Genomic DNA, 18,155 nt, shown 5'->3' with positions numbered 1-18,155 from the left:
TAAGTGATGAATTAAATAAGTTGAATAAAAAAGAGGTAAGTATGAAGAAGAAACAGTATATGATGATGGCTACATTCTTATGTACTACAACAATGGCTATGGCTGCACCAGTTAATATAAATACTAATCAGCCTTATAATGCTAAGAATGTACAAATGGAAGGCCATGCACCATTGGAAAATAGTGCATCTGTAATTAGCTCTGATAAAGAATATCGTCTGCGTCAAGGCGATGAACTGAATATTCAAGTGGTTCAGCAGGCAGAGCTTGGTACACGTAATGGTAATGACATTGTGTATACCGTCAGACCAGATGGATATGTATCGTTTCCTATGGTTGGTGCTGTAAAAGCAGATGGCTTAACTGTAGATGAATTTACAGCTGAATTACAGCAAGGTTTGTCTCGTTATATCATTAATCCTGATATCACAGTAAATGTATCGAAATTGGGCGGTGTTCGCGTATATGTATTTGGTGAAATTAATAAGCCTGGCGCCTATACGTTGACTAAATCTAGTACAGTTATTGATGCGATTGGGGCTGCAGGTAGTTTTAACTGGGATACAGCAAAGAAGAAAATTTACTTGATTCATCAAGATAATCCAGAGAAACCGATTCCTATCAATTTGAATCGTATTTTACAAACTGGAGATATGTCTGAAAACTACATCATGCGTGAAGGTGATATTCTTTACTTAACTAAGAATAGTCGTATCAACTTTGCTCGTGATATTGCTCCAATCTTAACAGGGGCTTATATGGTATCACGAATAGGTAAGGATTAAAGATAAGGCGATATCTATCATATAAGGGGGCGTTTTTTTGCGTTCATATTTATTACCATCCATATTGTTTATTACCGATATTGTGACAATTGTAATCGTTGCTTTTATCAGTCTTTTTATTCGATTTGATGGACACATAGAACCTCAATATATTAATCAAATGGTGGATGCACTTCCGTTATTACTTATTTCGTATATGTTGATGTTCTTGATAATGCATTTATATACACGTATTTGGCGCTATGCAGGGATGCGAGAGGTATTAGCAGTATTTGTAGCGACTACAATTGGTACGGCTTTATTCTATTCCTCTATGTTTGTATTTGGTAAGTCATTACCACGTTCTGTCTATTTTATTACATGGTTCCTCACTACAGGTGCTGTAGGTATGGGACGTATGTTGCTTCATTATGTGGCACTTCACTATAGCAGTGGGGATGATGGTGAAAGTGGCCAAGTGAATACATTGATCATAGGCGCCGGTGATGCAGGTGCAACTATAGCTCGTGAAATTGAACGATATCATAAGCGTTCTCGTCGAGTGATTGGTTATGTTGATGATGACATGTTTAAACATAATCGTCTTATGAATGGTTTTAGAATTCTCGGTAATCGTGAAGATATTCCAGCATTAGTTGCTAAATATAAGGTAGAAGAAATTATTATTGCCATGCCTTCCGTGAAGCGAGATATTATTCAAGAAATCATGGAAATCTGTTCTCCCTTAAAATGTAAAATCAATATTTTACCGGGGATGTATCAATTACTTGATGATGAAGTTCTTGTATCTCATTTACATCCTGTTTCAATCGAGGACTTGTTGGAGCGTGATGAGATTCAGCTCGACACGTCCAAGGTTGAAACATATCTTAAGGATAAAGTGGTTTTAGTTACTGGTGCAGGGGGCTCTATTGGTTCTGAAATTTGTCGTCAAGTTTTACGTGTAAAGCCTAAAAAGCTATTGCTTCTAGGTCATGGTGAAAATAGTATTTATCTTATTCATCAAGAATTGCGCAATATTGCGCCCCAAGATACCTTAGTTCCAATCATTGCAGATATTCGCGATAAGAATCAATTAGAACAAATTTTCAAAAACTATAATCCTGATGTAGTATTTCATGCGGCAGCTCACAAACATGTGCCTCTTATGGAAATCCAGCCAATTGCTGCGGTATTAAATAATATTTATGGTACTCGTAATGTTGCGGATGTAGCCGGAGCTCATGGGGTAGATCGATTTGTTATGATTTCCACGGATAAAGCGGTGAATCCAACTAGCGTTATGGGCGCTACAAAACGGGTTGCTGAAAAAGTTGTACTTGGTATGAATCACACATATGATACTAAGTTTATAACAGTTCGTTTTGGTAATGTACTTGGTAGCCGTGGTTCGGTTATTCCTTTATTTCGTAAACAAATTGAAGCAGGTGGTCCTGTAACCGTTACAGATCCAGAAATGACACGTTATTTCATGACTATTCCTGAAGCCAGTCAATTAGTACTTCAAGCTGGTGCCATGGGGAATGGAGGAGAAGTGTTCCTTTTGGATATGGGTGAACCGGTTAAAATTGTCGATTTGGCTAAGAATATGATTCGCCTTTCTGGCTTTGAGCCTAATAAGGATATTCGTATTGAATTTACTGGCTTACGTCCAGGTGAAAAGTTATATGAAGAACTATTAACTGCCGGAGAAGGTACGAATACTACTACGCATAAGAAAATTTTTGAAGCAGCTCTAGAAGATGTTGATCAAGAATGGCTGAGTCGTGAAATAGAGCGCTTTGATACATGTAAAACCGATATAGATGTGATTAATGTATTGCAGGATATCATTCCTACATACGATCCAAATCATAATGTATAGGTCGTGGATGATACATTTATTACCCGATATATGTATAAGACTATTTTAATTTTGATACATTGTGCCTTTATTGAGAGGGTTAGGTACAGTTAATATTCTAAGTGGGAGAGACCCTGTTGTTTGTATACTTTTACAGAAAGGGGTATATGGGTGGAACAAATTATTGATTTAAAAGAGGTGGGCAGAGTCCTCATTAAAAAGCGCAGTAAAATTATTAATATTACGGTAGCATGTATGGTTTTAGGTGGTGCGTATGCCTTTCTTGCACCATCTACATATCAATCTACATCGATGTTGCGCATTAAACAAGCTCAAGGTTTGAGCAATTCTGTATTATCTAGTGCTAATGCCTATTCTGATTCTATGTCTCGTCAATTGATGAACACAGATGCAGAAATTTTAAAAAGTCGTAATGTAGTAGAGCCAGTAATTACTGCTATAGAAGATCCTGAAGGTACCGGTAATGCGCCAACATATGAAGATTTTGTTAAAACTCGCATTGAAACTAAACCGTATAAAGAAACCGAGTTATTACAAGTAAGCGTAACTGGTAAGAGCCCTGAGCAAGCACAAGAAGCTAATCAATTACTTATTGATACCTTCTTGAAACGTCTTGCCGAAATTTCTCATGTTGAACAACGAACTACTCGTGAATTCTTACAAAAACGCGTTGTTACTGCGAAATCTGAATTAGAGCAAGCAGAAAATAAATTGCAACAATTCCAAGTAGATAATAAGGTGTACTCTACAGCTGATCAGATGAAAGGCTTAACTGATAAGATTACTTTAATTGATCGTGAGAAGGCTCAAAATCAACTCGATTTAGAAACGGCACAAGCTGCACTTGGTAGTATCAATGAGCAATTAGGTTCTGCAGGTAAAAGCATCGCTGATAGTGCTACGGTTCAAGCCTATAAGGGTCAGTTAGCAGATTTAGAATCTCGTAAAGCTTCTTATATTGGTAAATATACTGATGAACATCCTGCGATGAAAGAAATTAATCAACAAATTGAAGAAGCTAAAAGTGGTCTAAATGCTGAAATCAACTCCATTGCATCTCAACAAGCACCTTCAAGCAACTCTGCACAACAAGGCTTGCTAGCGGATAAGTTTAAAAATGAAGCCGCTTTAGCTGTAGCTCAAGGTAAACAATCTACATTAGCTGAGCTAGATAAAGCAAACGAAGAAGCTATAAAGGGATTACCTGAAAAAGAACGCGGTTATATTCAAGCAAAACGTGATGTAGATGTGGCACAAGATATCTATCAAATGTTATCTACTCGCTTAGAAGAAGCGAAGGTAGCAGAGGTTATGGTACCGAATGAAGTTCAAATCGTTGATCCTCCTACATTGCCAGAAAAGGCGATTGCACCACGTAAGATTCTTATTTTATTAGGCTCTGCCATTTTAGGCTTCATCTTTGGTTGCCTCTATACATTGGGCCAATTCTTCGGTAATCGCAAAGTTCAATCTGTACAAGAAATTAATGATATTCTTGGCATTCAAAACTTGGGCGTAATTCCAAATCATAACGAAAAAGAATACGAGGAGCCTAGTAATCGTATCATAGCATTGTTGCGCAAAATGAGAGGTTAATATGATTAGACTAATTTCTAATGAACGTGGTGATACGCCACTTGTGGAAGCATACCGTATATTGCGTAGCAATCTTCAATATGTATGTAACCAACATAAATGTAAACTTATTTGCATTACTGCAGCTACTAGTGGTGAAGGAACTTCTGAAGTGGCAGCTAATACAGCATTAGCTTTATCTAAAAATAATAATAAAGTTCTTCTAGTAGATGGCAATCTACGCAATCCAGCACAACATATAGCCTTTAATGTACAAAATAAAGGTCTTACAAATGCGGTAATGATGGATGAAGATTTGACGATTCATCGTAATGTAGTGCCTCATTTGGATGTGCTTACGGCTGGTGAAGTTGTTGAATATCCATCTGACATTGTAGACTCCAGCAAATTACCTACGATTCTTGAGTATGTACGTGATGAATATGATGTGATTATCATCGATACACCACCAGTATTGTCTGTTACAGATGCCGTTGTATTGGCTGAAAAATCAGATGGTGTAATACTAGTTGTTAAAAATGAAGTAGCTAGTCCAAAAGATTTGATTGAAGCTAAGAAACGCCTTTCACAAGTGGGCATTCCTCTTTTAGGATCTATCGTAATTGATGCTTAATATAACTGTTTTAATCAGTATTCTATGTGATAAATCAAGCGTATCAATATGGTACAGAAAGTATTGAGGTGATTTATATGAGAATTAATTTTTCTCCTCCAGATATTACAGAGTTAGAAATTAATGAAGTCGTTGAAGCCTTAAAAAGTGGGTGGATTACGACAGGTCCTCGTACTAAAGAATTAGAAAAAAAGATTGCTCATCAGTTAGGTACACCTAAATCCGTTTGTTTAAACTCTGCTACGGCAGCGCTTGAAATGTCCCTTCGCGTATTGGGGATTGGACCTGGAGACGAAGTCATAACTAGTGCCTATTCCTATACAGCTAGTGCAAGTCCTGTTGTTCATGTGGGCGCCACATTAGTGCTTGTTGATACACAGAAAGATGCTTATGAAATGGATTACGATGCAGTCGCTCGCGCTATTACACCAAAAACAAAAGCAATCATTCCCGTTGATGTTGCAGGTGTACCTTGCGATTATGATCGACTACGCTCCATTGTGGATGAAAAGAAATCTCTCTTTACACCTGCTAATGATATTCAAAAAGCATTAGGTCATATTCCTATTGTGGCTGATTGTGCTCATTCCTTTGGGGCCTCATATAAAGGAGTACAAACAGGTAATGTTGCAGACTTTAGTAGCTTTTCCTTCCATGCAGTAAAAAATTTTACTACTGCTGAAGGCGGCTGTGCTACATGGCGTCATATAGATGGTATTGATGATGAAATTATTTACAAGCAATTCCAATTGCTATCTTTGCATGGTCAAGATAAGGATGCTCTTGCAAAAACAAAAGCAGGTGCTTGGGAATATGATATTAAAGGTACCTATTATAAATGTAATATGACGGATATCATGGCGGCTATTGGGCTAGCTCAATTTGAAAGATACCCAAAACTTTTGGCACGTCGTAAAGAAATTATTGAAGCTTATGATACAGCATTTAAGGATTTACCTGTTACATTGTTGAACCATTATACAGATGAGCATGAAAGTAGTGGTCACTTGTATTTAGTCCGTTTAGACGGCCGTGATACGCAATACCGCAACAAGGTTATTGAAGCTATGGCTGAGGCTGGCATTGCGACGAATGTCCATTATAAGCCAATTCCAATGCATACGGCTTACAAAAACTTAGGCTTTACAATCGATGATTATCCAAATGCTTATGACCAATTTAAAAATGAAATTACATTGCCACTTCATACGCTCCTTACAGATGAAGAAGTGCAATATATCATTGAGCAGTTTAAAAGGATTATTACCGAATGCTAGTAAAGAACTTTCATGATCTACCAAAAGAGCTTCAGTGTGAAGCGGTTCGTCCCTATTTTGAAATATTAAATCAAAGGCGTATAAGCCTTCTTTGTAAAAGCATTTTTGACCGCGTAATGGCAGCGGGAATGCTTATTACATTAAGCCCTATATTCTTGGTACTAGCCATCATGATTAAACGAGATAGTGAGGGAGAGGTTTTTTTCCGTCAAACTCGAGTGACACAGTACGGTCGTACCTTTGGCATCTATAAGTTCCGTACTATGGTAAAGAATGCGGAATCTTTAGGTGCACAAGTGACATCACAAAATGATATGCGTGTTACGAAGGTAGGCAATATGCTTCGCAACTGTCGTCTCGATGAATTGCCTCAGCTTATTAATATCCTTTTAGGAGATATGAGCTTTGTCGGTACAAGACCTGAGGTTCCACGTTATGTGGCTGCTTATACAGATGAAATGAAAGCTACCTTATTATTACCTGCTGGTGTTACCAGTGTTGCTAGTATTACTTATAAAGATGAAGATCAACTTTTACAAAATGCTCAGAATGTTGATGAAGTCTATATAAATGAGGTTTTACCGGGCAAGATGGCTTGGAATTTAAGGAGTATTAAGGAGTTTTCTTTTTTACAAGATATAAAAACGATGATTGATACAGTATTAGCTGTATTACGTTGAAAGAGGTCCCCATGAGTACATCTATGACAAAGGAAATACAAGAAAAAGAGCTGAATATGTTACTGTACTTTAAAGAGTTCTGTGATACACATAATTTGCGCTTTTATCTTTGCGGCGGTGGTCTCATTGGGGCTATACGTCATAACGGCTTTATCCCTTGGGATGATGATTTAGATCTTTTCATGCCTCGTCCAGACTATGAAAAGTTAGCTGAATTATGGCCAAAATATGCTGATACTGAACGATTTACGTATTGTCGTACCGATCGCAATCACATCTATCATGATGCAGGAGCTTCTATTAGAGACAATAATACGACTTTTATCAATCGTCATAGTATGCTTGAAGATGTTTGTCATGGTTTGGCACTTGAAATTATGCCTATTGATGGCTGTGCACCCGGCAAAATTAGTCGTGCATTGCAGTTGGTGTGGGCCATGACGTTTGCACTCTTTAATGCACAGCGTTTACCAGATAACAAAGGGCCTACATATCGTGCTTTAGCTGGGTATATTTATAAAATCTTTTCCAGCCAGTCTATACGCTATCATATTTGGCGATTTGCAGAAAAGAGAATGACTCAATACGACTTTGATACCAGTGATGAATGTACGGAGTTAATCGGCAGCTTAAAAGGTATGAAGCTACGTCATCCTAGAGAGGACTTTGCTTCTGTTGTATATAAAGACTTTGAAGGTCATCAAATACCTGTTATGAAAGGGTATGAGAGATATTTGCGTCTTATTTGGGGCGACTATATGCAATTACCACCTATAGAACAACGTGTGGCAAAACATGATGCAGTATTTGCTGATCTAAATACACCTTACAAGGAGTATAAAGGCATATATTATGCCAAAAAAGAAGCTCAACCATAAGGAGGACCTATGAAACGAATAGCAGTAATCTTTGCGGGTGGCGTAGGTGCTCGTATGAAAAATAGCAAGACGCCAAAACAATTTTTAGAATGGAACGGTAGACCAATTTTGATTCAAACCTTAGATGTGTTTGAACAAACGGAGACAATTGATGGGATTGTTCTTGCCTGCAAAGCAGAATGGATTGATCATACAAAACAGCTCATCAAAAAGGTGGGGCTACAAAAGGTATTATCCATTGTGCCTGGTGGTGAAAGCGCTCTAGAATCCCAATATAATGGACTCGTAGAGGCTAAGCGTTTATTTCCTGATGATGCGGTGACTGTATTGATTCATGATGGGGTTCGTCCACTTGTAGATAATTCTACTATAGAGAGAAACATAGAATCTGTTGAATCAAAGGGGTCTGCCATTACTGTTACTCCAGCTATAGAAACGGTTATGGTTACCCAAAATGGTTCTATTAAGCATATTTTAAATCGTAATGAATGTCTCATGGCTAAAGCTCCTCAGAGTTTTAGATTAGATGATATTATATCAGTTCATAATCGTGCAAAAGATGAGGGCATTCATGACTTTATTGATTCCGCATCGATGATGATGCACTATGGATATACTCTATATCCTGTATTAGGGGAAACTGAAAATATAAAGATTACAACTCCATCTGATTATTATATGTTCACAGGGATTATTAAAAATCGTGAGCTAGGAGGATTAAAAGATGAGTAATTCCGTTATTCAACGTGAGTTAACGGCTTTAGTACATGAAAAAAATTACTTTCATTTCCTCCGTCATCAACGCATTCTTATAACAGGTGCAACGGGGCTTATTGGATCGATGTTTATAAAATTACTTATACTTGCCAATGAGACTCATGACCTGGATTTAAAAGTGATTGGTCATGTGCGAAGCCATGAAAAGGCAAAAACCATTCTCGGTGAGTATTTAGACAATAAGTCGTTAACCCTAGTAGATGGCTCATTAGAATCTATTGATGTGCCATGTGATTATATTTTGCATGGAGCCGCACCAACACAATCTAAGTTTTTTGTAGAACATCCAGTAGAAACTATCCGTACCTCTATTTATGGTACGGAGGCCATGCTCGAGTTAGGCCGTCGAAAAAAGGTAAAAAAAGTAGTTTATTTATCTAGTATGGAACAATATGGTGTACCTTATGAGTCTGGTCAAGTTATGACTGAAGACCGATTAGGGTATCTTGATCATCTAAATATTCGTAGTTCATATTCTGAAAGTAAGAGACTATGTGAATGTTATTGCAAGTCCTATGCTGTGGAATATGGCGTGCCTGCTGTAATAGCTAGACTAGCTCAAACCTTTGGACCTGGTGTTCCGGTATCAGATAACCGTGTATTCATGCAGTTTACCAAGAGTGCTCTTAAACATGAAAATATTGTTCTTCACACAAAAGGCGATTCTATGTCGAACTATTGCTACATTACCGATGTATTAACTGGTATTTTAGCCCTTATGAAGGCGGGCGAAGCTGGCGAGGCCTATAATATATGTCATGATGAAGAGACTCGTTCTATTGCAAGCATTGCTCAATTAGTGGCAACTCATGTGAGCAATAATAAGAGTAAAGTTGTTTTTGATATTCCAGAAGATGTACAAGGGTTCGGCTATGCACCGACAGTACACATGTTCTTAAGTTCTAAGAAGTTAAAGTCTTTAGGTTGGAAACCTAAGGTATCAATGGCACAAGCCTATGTAAGACTGGCAGAATATATCCAAGAGGAAGGCTTATGAAAAAGGAAATAATAATTGTCACCATCTCCCTTGGTAACGATGGGGCTGAACGAATCTTAACAGAGTTGGCTCGTCAGTGGGTACATGATGGTCATCATATTACAGTTATCCAAACAAGCCCTAATCGATATGGTAATGAATATGCGTTAGAGAAAGGTATTGAACAAATCGAAATTCATACTACAAGCTCTAATAAAGTCATTCGCTTTATGCAAGAAATAAAAGAACTAATCAAAATCTTAAAGACTAGGCCAAATGCGACATGCTTATCTTTTTTGTCTGCATCGAGTTTTATCTTAGCGATTAGCTCTTGGTTTATAAAAAATCGCATTGTTTTTTCTGAACGCAATAATCCACGCAAAGTTCCTATTGGTTGGCATCAACAAGCATTGCGCAACTTTGCCTTTAGATTTGCAGATACACTAGTATTCCAAACGGAAGATGCTCGTTCTTATTTCCCGAAATCTGTTCAAAATCGCGGTGTTATTATCCCCAATCCTATTAATGGCAAATTGCCACCACCAATAGAGGGGGAACGAGAAAAGACAATTGTTACAGCTTGTCGTTTGCATCCGCAAAAGAATTTGCCTATGATGATTAATGCCTTCAGTATGTTGGCAGACGAGTTTCCAGCGTATAAACTCGTTATTTATGGACAAGGTGTATTAGAGGATGAACTACGAGCTCAAATTAAGTCTCTTAATTTAGAGAATCGCATTTTATTGCCTGGCTTTGCTAGTAATATTTTAGAAAAGGTAGCCCCTTGTTCTATGTTTGTATCATCCTCTGATTTTGAAGGTATTTCAAATTCCATGCTAGAAGCATTGGGTATGGGCTTACCTGTAGTAGTTACAGATTGTCCTGTAGGCGGTGCTCGCATGGTAATTAAAAGTGGAGAGAATGGCATTCTCGTACCTGTAGGTGATACGCAGGCTATGTATGAAGCTATGCGCAGTGTATTAAAGGATCCTGCACTAGCGGCTAAACTTTCACAGAATGCCATCAAAGTACGCGATGAATTTCCATTATGGAAAATCGCAAAACGTTGGTTAGAAGTTTTATGAGTTGTAAGGAGGAGAACCATTGAAGTTAAATATTACGGCTCTTGCTGATCGCATGATATGGTTCATAACTCTAATCTTTTTAGTGTTGTCGTTGACCATTTCCTTTGCCCTTGGCGAAGCGAACTATGGTGCGTATGTATTATTTGTATGCTTATTTGGCCTCATCATTTTTTATCTTATACGAGAACAGGGTGTTATAAAACTGCGGTTTAATTGGATGCATGCTTATATGTTAATTTTTATTGGTGCTTGTTATCTAAGTGCGATTAATGCCACAGATGTTTCCGTAGCTATGAGCCGAAGTTTTGATATGGTCAAGATATTCTTTATGCTCATCATTTTATACATGTGTTATCAAGATAAGAAATCGGTGGATACATTATTAAAGATTGGCATGTGGACAGGCTATATAGTTTGTTTCTATACTGTTTATTTCTACGGTTTAGATTATTTTATTACTGTTTTATCATCCTCAGCACGTATTGCTAATGATGCATTGAATGCGAATACGGTAGGGCTATTGGGTGCCAATGCTATTGTTATGACCTTGTATTATATGCTATACGATCGTCCTCGTTGGTGGCATATTATTGCATTACCAACACTTGGTATTTTAGCGGCTACAGGTAGTCGTAAGGCCTTAGTTTTTGTCGGTGTTGGTACAGTATTACTCTTTATTTTTAAAAGTTTTCGTAGTGCTAATGCGGTCAATTCTATTGTAAAAGTTATTGGTTCCTTATTAGGTCTTACCATTATAGGTATTGCGGTATTGCAATTGCCGATGTTCTCTGAAGTATTAGACCGAATGTCTAACATGGTAGAAGCCTTTACAGGCACAGGGGGGGACTCATCCACTATTATTCGGTTAGCTTTGGTAGATATTGGATGGGACTTATTTTATCAATCTCCCATAACTGGTGTAGGTATCAATAATCCATCTGTATATACTTTTTTCGTGTATGGCAAAGATAATTACTACTTGCATAACAATTATATTGAGTTATTAGCTGGCACGGGTGTCATTGGTTTACTAGCCTATTATTCAATGTATCTCTATGTGGCTTATAATTTAATTCGCTATCGTGATATCCATAGTAATGAATATATAATGGTACTCATTCTATTCCTTTCACAGATTGTTATGGATATGGGTATGGTTTCTTATGAAAGTAAGAGCACTTATTTTTATATGATGTTGTTTTATTTAGAAGTGCAACTGCTTCGGAAAGGACGAAAACATGAAGTTCAGAAAATTGTGTAATGTTGGCATGTCCTTTCTAACAAAACCTTACTATCGTACGAGGGTATTAATTAAATCGGGTTATTATGACTCTTTGTCTGATGAAGACTTTTTGAAGAAGGTATTTCCTAAGTATATGGGATACCCTTTAGATCTAGAAAATCCAAAAACTTTCAGCGAAAAGTTACAATGGCTTAAGGTTAATTTTAGAGACCCAATACAAACAGTGATGGTTGATAAACATGAAGCTAAACATTTTATTGCTCAACGTGTAGGAAATCAGTATATAATACCTACGATTTCCGTATGGAACTCTGTAGATGATATTGATCTTGATAGATTGCCTAATCAATTCGTTTTGAAATGTACACATGATAGTGGAGGCATCGTTATTTGTAAAGATAAATCAACACTTGATTGGGAAGCAGCAAAAGCTAAATTAAGAACATTCTTAAAACGGGATTATTCACGTATTGCTAGAGAGTGGCCTTATAAGAATGTTCCTCGACGTATTATCGGAGAGGAATATTTGTCGGAGTTAGGTAGCAATGACATATTAGATTATAAGATGTATTGCTTTCATGGTGAGCCAAAGTTAACAGTAGTATGTTCTAATCGTTTTTCTAAAACAGGAACGCGTATGAACTTCTATGATATCGATTGGAATCCTATGGGAATTCATTTTGGACATTATCCACCGTTACCTACAGAGTTTCCAAAGCCAGATACATATGGTGAAATGCAACAGGTTGCGATGGAGCTTAGCAAAGGGTGTCCATTTTTGCGTGTTGATTTTTATGAAATTAAAGGGCATATATTTATTGGAGAATTAACATTTTTTCCTGGTGCTGGATTTGAAAGATTTCGTCCTATGTCAAAGGATTATGAATTAGGAGAGTGGTTACATCTTGAGAATGTACATCGGGGCTGATTTAGTTCCTACGGATATTAATAAAACATTATTTGAAAACGGTAATGGAGAAGCTTTTGTAGGAAAAGAGCTTTATGAAATTTTGAAGCAATCGGATTTAAATGTTTTCAATTTAGAGGTTCCTCTTACTGATATAGAGACACCCATCGTAAAATTTGGTAATAATTTAATTGCGCCTACAAAAACAATTAATGGATATAAGGCATTAGAGCCGTTATTTTTAACACTGGCTAATAACCACTCCTTAGATCAAGGGGTGGAAGGGTTGACGACAACATTAAATTTGTTGAAGCAGCATAAGATTGCTCATGCTGGAGCTGGAGCTAATTTGAAAGAGGCTAAGAAGCCATTTATCTTTGAAAAAGATGATATACGTATTGGATTCTATCTTTGTACAGAGAACGAGTTTACTATGGCTACTTGTCATACAATGGGGGCTAATCCTTTTGATGTGCTAGAAAGCTTTGACGAAGTAAAAGTTTTAAAGGCACAATGCGACTACGTCATCGTTCTATATCACGGCGGCAAGGAATTCTATCGCTATCCATCTCCTATGCTACAGAGATATTGCCGTAAATTTGTCGATAGTGGAGCGAATCTCGTTATCTGTCAACATAATCATTGTGTAGGGTCTCGCGAAGATTACCAGGGGGGCACTATCATTTATGGACAGGGAAACTTTATTTTTAATTCCGACTTTTATGTAAATCATCAGGAATTTGTGAAAGATGCAATACTAGTTACTGTAGATGTAACTAAGGATGATTTTGTGGTGTCTGAATTGCCTATTCGTAGAACTGATAATGGTACACGATTAGCTACAGAAGTTGAAGCTACAGAAACATTAGAGGCTTATAGAAAACGTAGTGAAGAAATTAAAGACCCTCACTTTGTGACTCAAGCATATAAGGCCTTTGCTGATACACATGTAAAACGTTATTTGCGTGAGTTTTTAGGTAGATCATTTATTGTACGCGCTATTAATGCTTTATTGGGCCGAAAATTGGTAGAACTTATTTTGGGCAAAACGAGTTATTTAGCAATACAAAATTATTTGGAATGTGAAGCTCATCATGAACTATTCTTGAGAGGCATTAAGAATATCAATAAGAAATAATGGATACTAAAATCGTAGCTGCTGCTAAATGGTCTGTTATTACAGAGGTTTTGGCAAAGCTTATCACACCACTGACAAATATAATATTGGCTCATATGTTAGCACCGACTGCATTCGGCATATTGGCGACGATTATGATGGTTATATCTTTTGCGGAAATGCTTGCTGATGCGGGTTTTCAAAAATTTCTTGTTCAGCATGAGTTTGAAAGTACCCAAGATAAGCAAGAGGCCACAGATGTGGCCTTTATTGCCAACCTAGTGTTTTCTCTAGTTTTATGGGGCGCTATCATAATCGGTCGTGATGAATTGGCCGTATTAGTAGGTAATGATGGCTTAGGTATACCTTTAGCCGTGATGGGCGCTATGATTCCTTTATCTGCTTTTAGTAGTGTCCAAATGGCATTGTATCGAAGAGATTTTAATTTCAAGTTTCTTTTAAATATTAGGCTCATAACAATTCTTACACCTATATTGATATCTATACCAATGGCGCTTATGGGGTACGATTATTGGTCTTTAATTGCTGGTATGCTAGGGTCTCAGCTATTTACGGCGTTGGCATTATTAAAGAGTCGGAAGAATCAAATTCATCTGTTTTTTAGTAGTCGCGTCTTTATGAACATGTTTAACTATAGTGCATGGTCTTTAGCTGAAGCATTTTCTATATGGCTCACTGCTTGGGTGGATACATTCATTATTAGCCGTTTTTTAGATGCCTATTATTTGGGTATATATAAGATGCCAATGGCTATTGTTACGACTGTAATGGCTATGGCTACAGCATCTTTGGCTCCTGTATTATTCGCGGCTTTAAGTCGTGTGCAAAATAATCAACAGGCCTTTTCGAATACATTCTTTACATTCCAACGCTATATGGCTCTATTTTTGGTACCTCTAGGTGTAGGCTTATTTGTATTTCAAGACTTTGTTGTTCAGCTTTTACTAGGGCCACAATGGACGTTAGCGGGCATTGTATTAGGTTCCTGGGCATTGAGTTCGGCTATTATGACTGTAACAGCTAATTTGATTTCCGAAATATTTCGTGCAAAAGGGATGCCTAATCTATCATTTTGGACTCAAATATTACATCTAGTAGTTTTAATACCAGTTATTTATATTTGTATTCAATATGATTTCAGTACCTTTGTATATGCTCGATCGTTAGTAAGAATGGAAATGCTAGCAGCTTCTATGTTGCTACTGGCTTTATTTGTCAATATGAGTGCATTTCGCATAATATCTAATATCAGTGTATATCTCATTACAGCATCTATAGTTGGGTTAATTGCCTATAGTATTTTACATCTCTATGATGCAGTATGGTGGACCGTCGTCTGTATGCTTTTATGTGTTGTATTATATGTGGCTATTTTATACGTCATTCCATCTGAGCGCATAATTATTGCTTCTGGCTATAAAAAAGTCTTAAGTAAAGTAAAACGACATAATTAACAGAACTATGAAAGGAGTACATATGCTTTCAAAAAATGTAGATTTAAACAACACGGTAATCCTTGTAACGGGTGCCGCTGGATTTGTGGGGGCTAATCTAGTTATGTCCTTACTATCTGAAGCAGAAGGGACTCAAATTATTGGCATAGATTCTGTTAATGATTACTATGATGTAGCATTGAAAGAGTATCGATTGCAACAGATTGATGAACTTAGCAAAGATAATAAGAATATATGGATTTTTAAAAAAGGGAATATTGCAGATAAGTCCTTTGTTGATGAAATTTTTGCTATCTATAAACCACGAGTTGTAGTGAATCTAGCAGCTCAAGCAGGGGTTCGTTACTCTATTACTAACCCCGACGCCTATATCGAGTCTAATATTATTGGATTTTATAATATTCTAGAAGCTTGTCGTCATTCTTATGACGATGGTGAAAGAGGTGTAGAGCATTTAGTGTATGCATCATCTTCTTCTGTATATGGTGCAAATAAACAAATCCCATACTCTACAGATGATAAAGTAGATAATCCTGTATCTCTTTATGCAGCTACAAAAAAGTCAAATGAGTTATTGGCTTATTCGTATGCTAAATTATATAACATCCCTAGCACAGGGCTTCGTTTCTTCACTGTATACGGCCCTGCAGGTCGTCCAGATATGGCATACTTTGGTTTTACAAATACATTACGTAATGGTGGGACAATTAAAATTTTTAACTACGGCAATTGTAAGCGTGATTTCACCTATATCGATGATATCGTAGAAGGCGTTTCTAAGGTTATATCTACTGCACCAGAGCGTCGCAATGGTGCGGATGGCTTGCCGGTTCCACCGTACGCTATTTATAATATCGGCAATAGCAACCCAGAAAATTTACTTGATTTTGTGCGCATTCTTTCAGAGGAATTGGTTTCTGCTGGCGTATTGTCAGAAGATTATAATTTTGAGGAGCATAAAGAATTAGTACCCATGCAACCAGGGGATGTGCCTGTTACATATGCTGATACAAGTGCGTTAGAAGCAGATTTTGGCTTTAAACCTAATACAACCTTACGAGAAGGGTTAAAGCGTTTTGCCATATGGTATAAAGATTTCTATATGATGGAGGGCAAATAAATGAAAATTGCAATTGCTGGTACAGGCTATGTAGGCCTTTCCAATGGTGTGTTGTTAGCTCAACACAATGAAGTGGTGGCCCTCGATATCATCCCAGAAAAAGTAGATATGTTAAATCGCAAAGAGACACCTATTGTAGATGCTGAATTGCAAGAGTATTTAGCTACTAAGGAGTTAAACTTCAAAGCTACACTTGACCCAGTAGAAGCTTTTAACAGTGCAGATTATGTTATCATTTCGACACCTACAAATTATGATCCTCAAAAAAACTTTTTCGATACATCTTCTGTTGAACAAGTCATTAAAACTGTGCTAGAGATTAATCCTGATGCAGTAATGATTATTAAATCAACTGTACCGGTAGGCTATACGGTACAAATGCGTAAAGAATTTAATACGGAGAATTTAATTTTTTCGCCAGAATTCTTGCGGGAAGGTAAAGCCTTATACGATAATTTATATCCATCCCGTATTGTTGTGGGCGAGGATTCTGACAGAGCACGTCGTTTTGGACAATTATTAGCGGAAGGTGCTATTAAAGAAAATATTCCACAATTATATACTGATTCTACGGAAGCGGAAGCAATTAAATTGTTTGCTAATACGTATTTAGCATTACGTGTAGCGTATTTCAATGAGTTAGACTCCTATGCTGAAGTACGTGGCCTTAGCACAAGTCAAATCATCAAAGGGGTTTGTTTAGATCCTCGTATTGGAGATTTTTATAATAATCCTTCCTTTGGTTATGGTGGTTATTGCTTGCCAAAAGATACAAAGCAATTATTAGCTAACTATAATGATGTACCACAAAACTTAATTTCTGCCATTGTTGATGCGAATAGAACACGTAAAGATCATGTGGCAGATACTATTATTGCTAAAAATCCGAAAATTGTTGGTATCTATCGCTTGACCATGAAGATGAACTCTGATAATTTTAGAGCATCAGCCATTCAAGGTGTTATGAAACGTATTAAGGCGAAAGGGATTGCTGTGGTAGTATATGAACCTACACTAGATGCAGAAGATTTCTTTAATTCGCCAGTTATACGTAATTTTGAAGATTTTAAGCGTGTTAGTGATGTCATTGTAGCTAATCGCTGGGATAGTAGCTTAGAAGGTGTAAAAGATAAAGTTTATACACGAGATATTTTTGATAGAGATTAATACAGCTATATGTATTGTGGCGTTTAGGAGAGTAGTATGAAACGTTGGATACTATATATTGTGTTATGTCTAATTGTGTTTTTTATATGGGATAATTCCTTGCAAAATGGAGGAACCTCTGATGGGTTTAGTCTTATTTTTGCAAAGTGGATTGCCCCTATAGCTAATAAATTAGGCTTTTACGGAAATATATGGGCCTTAAATAGGATTATTCGAAAATTAGCCCACCTTACAGAGTTCACAATCCTTGGTGGTGTTTTATATGTAGTTCTACGCCGCTATATTGAATATGGCACAGTAGTAAAAACAATAGTAGTGGGTATAGTAATAGCTAGTCTAGATGAATTTATACAATTATTTTCTCTAGGACGCAGCTCTCAACTGTCTGATGTACTGATTGATACAGTTGGTATAATCATCGGTATATCGGTAGTGAAATTAACTTATTATATTAGTCATGATAAAAGATAAAAGTACATTTAAAAATTAAATAATTATTAATATAATAATGTGTAAAATATGACTCATAATTGTAGAAATTATGGGTCATATTTTATGAAGGATAAATGAATATATAAAAATTGTATTAAATGAA

General features: G+C 36.8%; 17 protein-coding genes. All 17 read left to right on the top strand.

The window, feature by feature from the left end:
* The first annotated feature begins 41 nt into the window (after positions 1–41).
* Positions 42–785, top strand: a complete 744-nt coding sequence (locus VPHSUH08_RS01670; RefSeq protein ID WP_004693377.1) for a polysaccharide biosynthesis/export family protein — start codon at positions 42–44, stop codon at positions 783–785.
* Between the two features lie 37 nt (positions 786–822).
* Positions 823–2,649 carry a nucleoside-diphosphate sugar epimerase/dehydratase gene (locus VPHSUH08_RS01665; RefSeq protein WP_004693378.1) on the top strand — a complete coding sequence of 609 codons (1,827 nt, stop codon included), beginning with the start codon at positions 823–825 and terminating at the stop codon, positions 2,647–2,649.
* A 150-nt stretch (positions 2,650–2,799) separates the two neighbouring features.
* Positions 2,800–4,245, top strand: a complete 1,446-nt coding sequence (locus tag VPHSUH08_RS01660; protein WP_004693380.1) for a GNVR domain-containing protein — start codon at positions 2,800–2,802, stop codon at positions 4,243–4,245.
* Position 4,246: 1 nt separating this feature from the next.
* Positions 4,247–4,858, top strand: coding sequence for a CpsD/CapB family tyrosine-protein kinase (locus tag VPHSUH08_RS01655; protein ID WP_004693382.1), 612 nt, complete (start codon positions 4,247–4,249; stop codon positions 4,856–4,858).
* A gap of 77 nt (positions 4,859–4,935) precedes the next feature.
* A complete protein-coding gene (locus tag VPHSUH08_RS01650; protein WP_004693383.1) occupies positions 4,936–6,135 on the top strand; it encodes a DegT/DnrJ/EryC1/StrS aminotransferase family protein in 1,200 nt (399 codons plus the stop codon).
* Positions 6,129–6,815, top strand: coding sequence for a sugar transferase (locus tag VPHSUH08_RS01645; protein WP_004693385.1), 687 nt, complete (start codon positions 6,129–6,131; stop codon positions 6,813–6,815). The genes VPHSUH08_RS01650 and VPHSUH08_RS01645 overlap by 7 nt, the downstream gene beginning before the upstream one ends.
* Before the next feature lie 11 nt (positions 6,816–6,826).
* Positions 6,827–7,693 carry a phosphorylcholine transferase LicD gene (locus tag VPHSUH08_RS01640; RefSeq protein ID WP_004693387.1) on the top strand — a complete coding sequence of 289 codons (867 nt, stop codon included), beginning with the start codon at positions 6,827–6,829 and terminating at the stop codon, positions 7,691–7,693.
* Between the two features lie 9 nt (positions 7,694–7,702).
* Positions 7,703–8,425 carry a 2-C-methyl-D-erythritol 4-phosphate cytidylyltransferase gene (locus tag VPHSUH08_RS01635; RefSeq protein ID WP_004693390.1) on the top strand — a complete coding sequence of 241 codons (723 nt, stop codon included), beginning with the start codon at positions 7,703–7,705 and terminating at the stop codon, positions 8,423–8,425.
* Complete coding sequence (locus tag VPHSUH08_RS01630) at positions 8,418–9,467, top strand: NAD(P)-dependent oxidoreductase (RefSeq protein ID WP_004693391.1); 1,050 nt, start codon at positions 8,418–8,420, stop codon at positions 9,465–9,467. The genes VPHSUH08_RS01635 and VPHSUH08_RS01630 overlap by 8 nt, the downstream gene beginning before the upstream one ends.
* Positions 9,464–10,531: a glycosyltransferase gene (locus VPHSUH08_RS01625; protein WP_105086568.1), complete on the top strand. Its 1,068-nt coding sequence runs from the start codon at positions 9,464–9,466 to the stop codon at positions 10,529–10,531. The genes VPHSUH08_RS01630 and VPHSUH08_RS01625 overlap by 4 nt, the downstream gene beginning before the upstream one ends.
* A 19-nt stretch (positions 10,532–10,550) precedes the next feature.
* Positions 10,551–11,792, top strand: a complete 1,242-nt coding sequence (locus VPHSUH08_RS01620) for an O-antigen ligase (protein WP_004693397.1) — start codon at positions 10,551–10,553, stop codon at positions 11,790–11,792.
* Positions 11,770–12,702, top strand: a complete 933-nt coding sequence (locus VPHSUH08_RS01615; RefSeq protein WP_105086567.1) for an ATP-grasp fold amidoligase family protein — start codon at positions 11,770–11,772, stop codon at positions 12,700–12,702. Before VPHSUH08_RS01620 ends, VPHSUH08_RS01615 begins: the two co-directional genes overlap by 23 nt.
* The gene (locus tag VPHSUH08_RS01610; protein WP_024061194.1) at positions 12,686–13,819 is read left to right on the top strand and encodes a CapA family protein; all 1,134 of its coding nucleotides are present in this window, start codon (positions 12,686–12,688) and stop codon (positions 13,817–13,819) included. Before VPHSUH08_RS01615 ends, VPHSUH08_RS01610 begins: the two co-directional genes overlap by 17 nt.
* Positions 13,819–15,273 carry a lipopolysaccharide biosynthesis protein gene (locus VPHSUH08_RS01605; protein WP_004697227.1) on the top strand — a complete coding sequence of 485 codons (1,455 nt, stop codon included), beginning with the start codon at positions 13,819–13,821 and terminating at the stop codon, positions 15,271–15,273. The genes VPHSUH08_RS01610 and VPHSUH08_RS01605 overlap by 1 nt, the downstream gene beginning before the upstream one ends.
* A gap of 22 nt (positions 15,274–15,295) precedes the next feature.
* Positions 15,296–16,393: an NAD-dependent epimerase/dehydratase family protein gene (locus VPHSUH08_RS01600; RefSeq protein ID WP_012864182.1), complete on the top strand. Its 1,098-nt coding sequence runs from the start codon at positions 15,296–15,298 to the stop codon at positions 16,391–16,393.
* Entirely contained in the window at positions 16,394–17,560 is a 1,167-nt protein-coding gene (locus tag VPHSUH08_RS01595; protein WP_012864183.1) for a nucleotide sugar dehydrogenase, read from the top strand. It begins immediately after the preceding gene.
* A gap of 36 nt (positions 17,561–17,596) precedes the next feature.
* A complete protein-coding gene (locus VPHSUH08_RS01590; protein WP_008600642.1) occupies positions 17,597–18,031 on the top strand; it encodes a VanZ family protein in 435 nt (144 codons plus the stop codon).
* Positions 18,032–18,155: the final 124 nt, after the last annotated feature.

Origin of the sequence: Veillonella sp. S13054-11 (assembly GCF_002959795.1) — a bacterium.
GTDB classification, from domain to species: Bacteria; Bacillota; Negativicutes; order Veillonellales; family Veillonellaceae; genus Veillonella; species Veillonella parvula_E.
Note: the sequence above shows the minus strand (reverse complement) of the source record. Positions and strands in the feature narration are given on the sequence as shown.

What these genes read in the sequence shown, in the direction of transcription:
- VPHSUH08_RS01670 (WP_004693377.1), top strand. Translation starts at nt 42, where the DNA reads ATGAAGAAGAAACAGTATATGATGATGGCTACATTCTTATGTACTACA.
- VPHSUH08_RS01655 (WP_004693382.1), top strand. Translation starts at nt 4,247, where the DNA reads ATGATTAGACTAATTTCTAATGAACGTGGTGATACGCCACTTGTGGAA.
- VPHSUH08_RS01650 (WP_004693383.1), top strand. Translation starts at nt 4,936, where the DNA reads ATGAGAATTAATTTTTCTCCTCCAGATATTACAGAGTTAGAAATTAAT.
- VPHSUH08_RS01645 (WP_004693385.1), top strand. Translation starts at nt 6,129, where the DNA reads ATGCTAGTAAAGAACTTTCATGATCTACCAAAAGAGCTTCAGTGTGAA.
- VPHSUH08_RS01640 (WP_004693387.1), top strand. Translation starts at nt 6,827, where the DNA reads ATGAGTACATCTATGACAAAGGAAATACAAGAAAAAGAGCTGAATATG.
- VPHSUH08_RS01635 (WP_004693390.1), top strand. Translation starts at nt 7,703, where the DNA reads ATGAAACGAATAGCAGTAATCTTTGCGGGTGGCGTAGGTGCTCGTATG.
- VPHSUH08_RS01630 (WP_004693391.1), top strand. Translation starts at nt 8,418, where the DNA reads ATGAGTAATTCCGTTATTCAACGTGAGTTAACGGCTTTAGTACATGAA.
- VPHSUH08_RS01625 (WP_105086568.1), top strand. Translation starts at nt 9,464, where the DNA reads ATGAAAAAGGAAATAATAATTGTCACCATCTCCCTTGGTAACGATGGG.
- VPHSUH08_RS01615 (WP_105086567.1), top strand. Translation starts at nt 11,770, where the DNA reads ATGAAGTTCAGAAAATTGTGTAATGTTGGCATGTCCTTTCTAACAAAA.
- VPHSUH08_RS01610 (WP_024061194.1), top strand. Translation starts at nt 12,686, where the DNA reads ATGTACATCGGGGCTGATTTAGTTCCTACGGATATTAATAAAACATTA.
- VPHSUH08_RS01605 (WP_004697227.1), top strand. Translation starts at nt 13,819, where the DNA reads ATGGATACTAAAATCGTAGCTGCTGCTAAATGGTCTGTTATTACAGAG.
- VPHSUH08_RS01600 (WP_012864182.1), top strand. Translation starts at nt 15,296, where the DNA reads ATGCTTTCAAAAAATGTAGATTTAAACAACACGGTAATCCTTGTAACG.
- VPHSUH08_RS01595 (WP_012864183.1), top strand. Translation starts at nt 16,394, where the DNA reads ATGAAAATTGCAATTGCTGGTACAGGCTATGTAGGCCTTTCCAATGGT.
- VPHSUH08_RS01590 (WP_008600642.1), top strand. Translation starts at nt 17,597, where the DNA reads ATGAAACGTTGGATACTATATATTGTGTTATGTCTAATTGTGTTTTTT.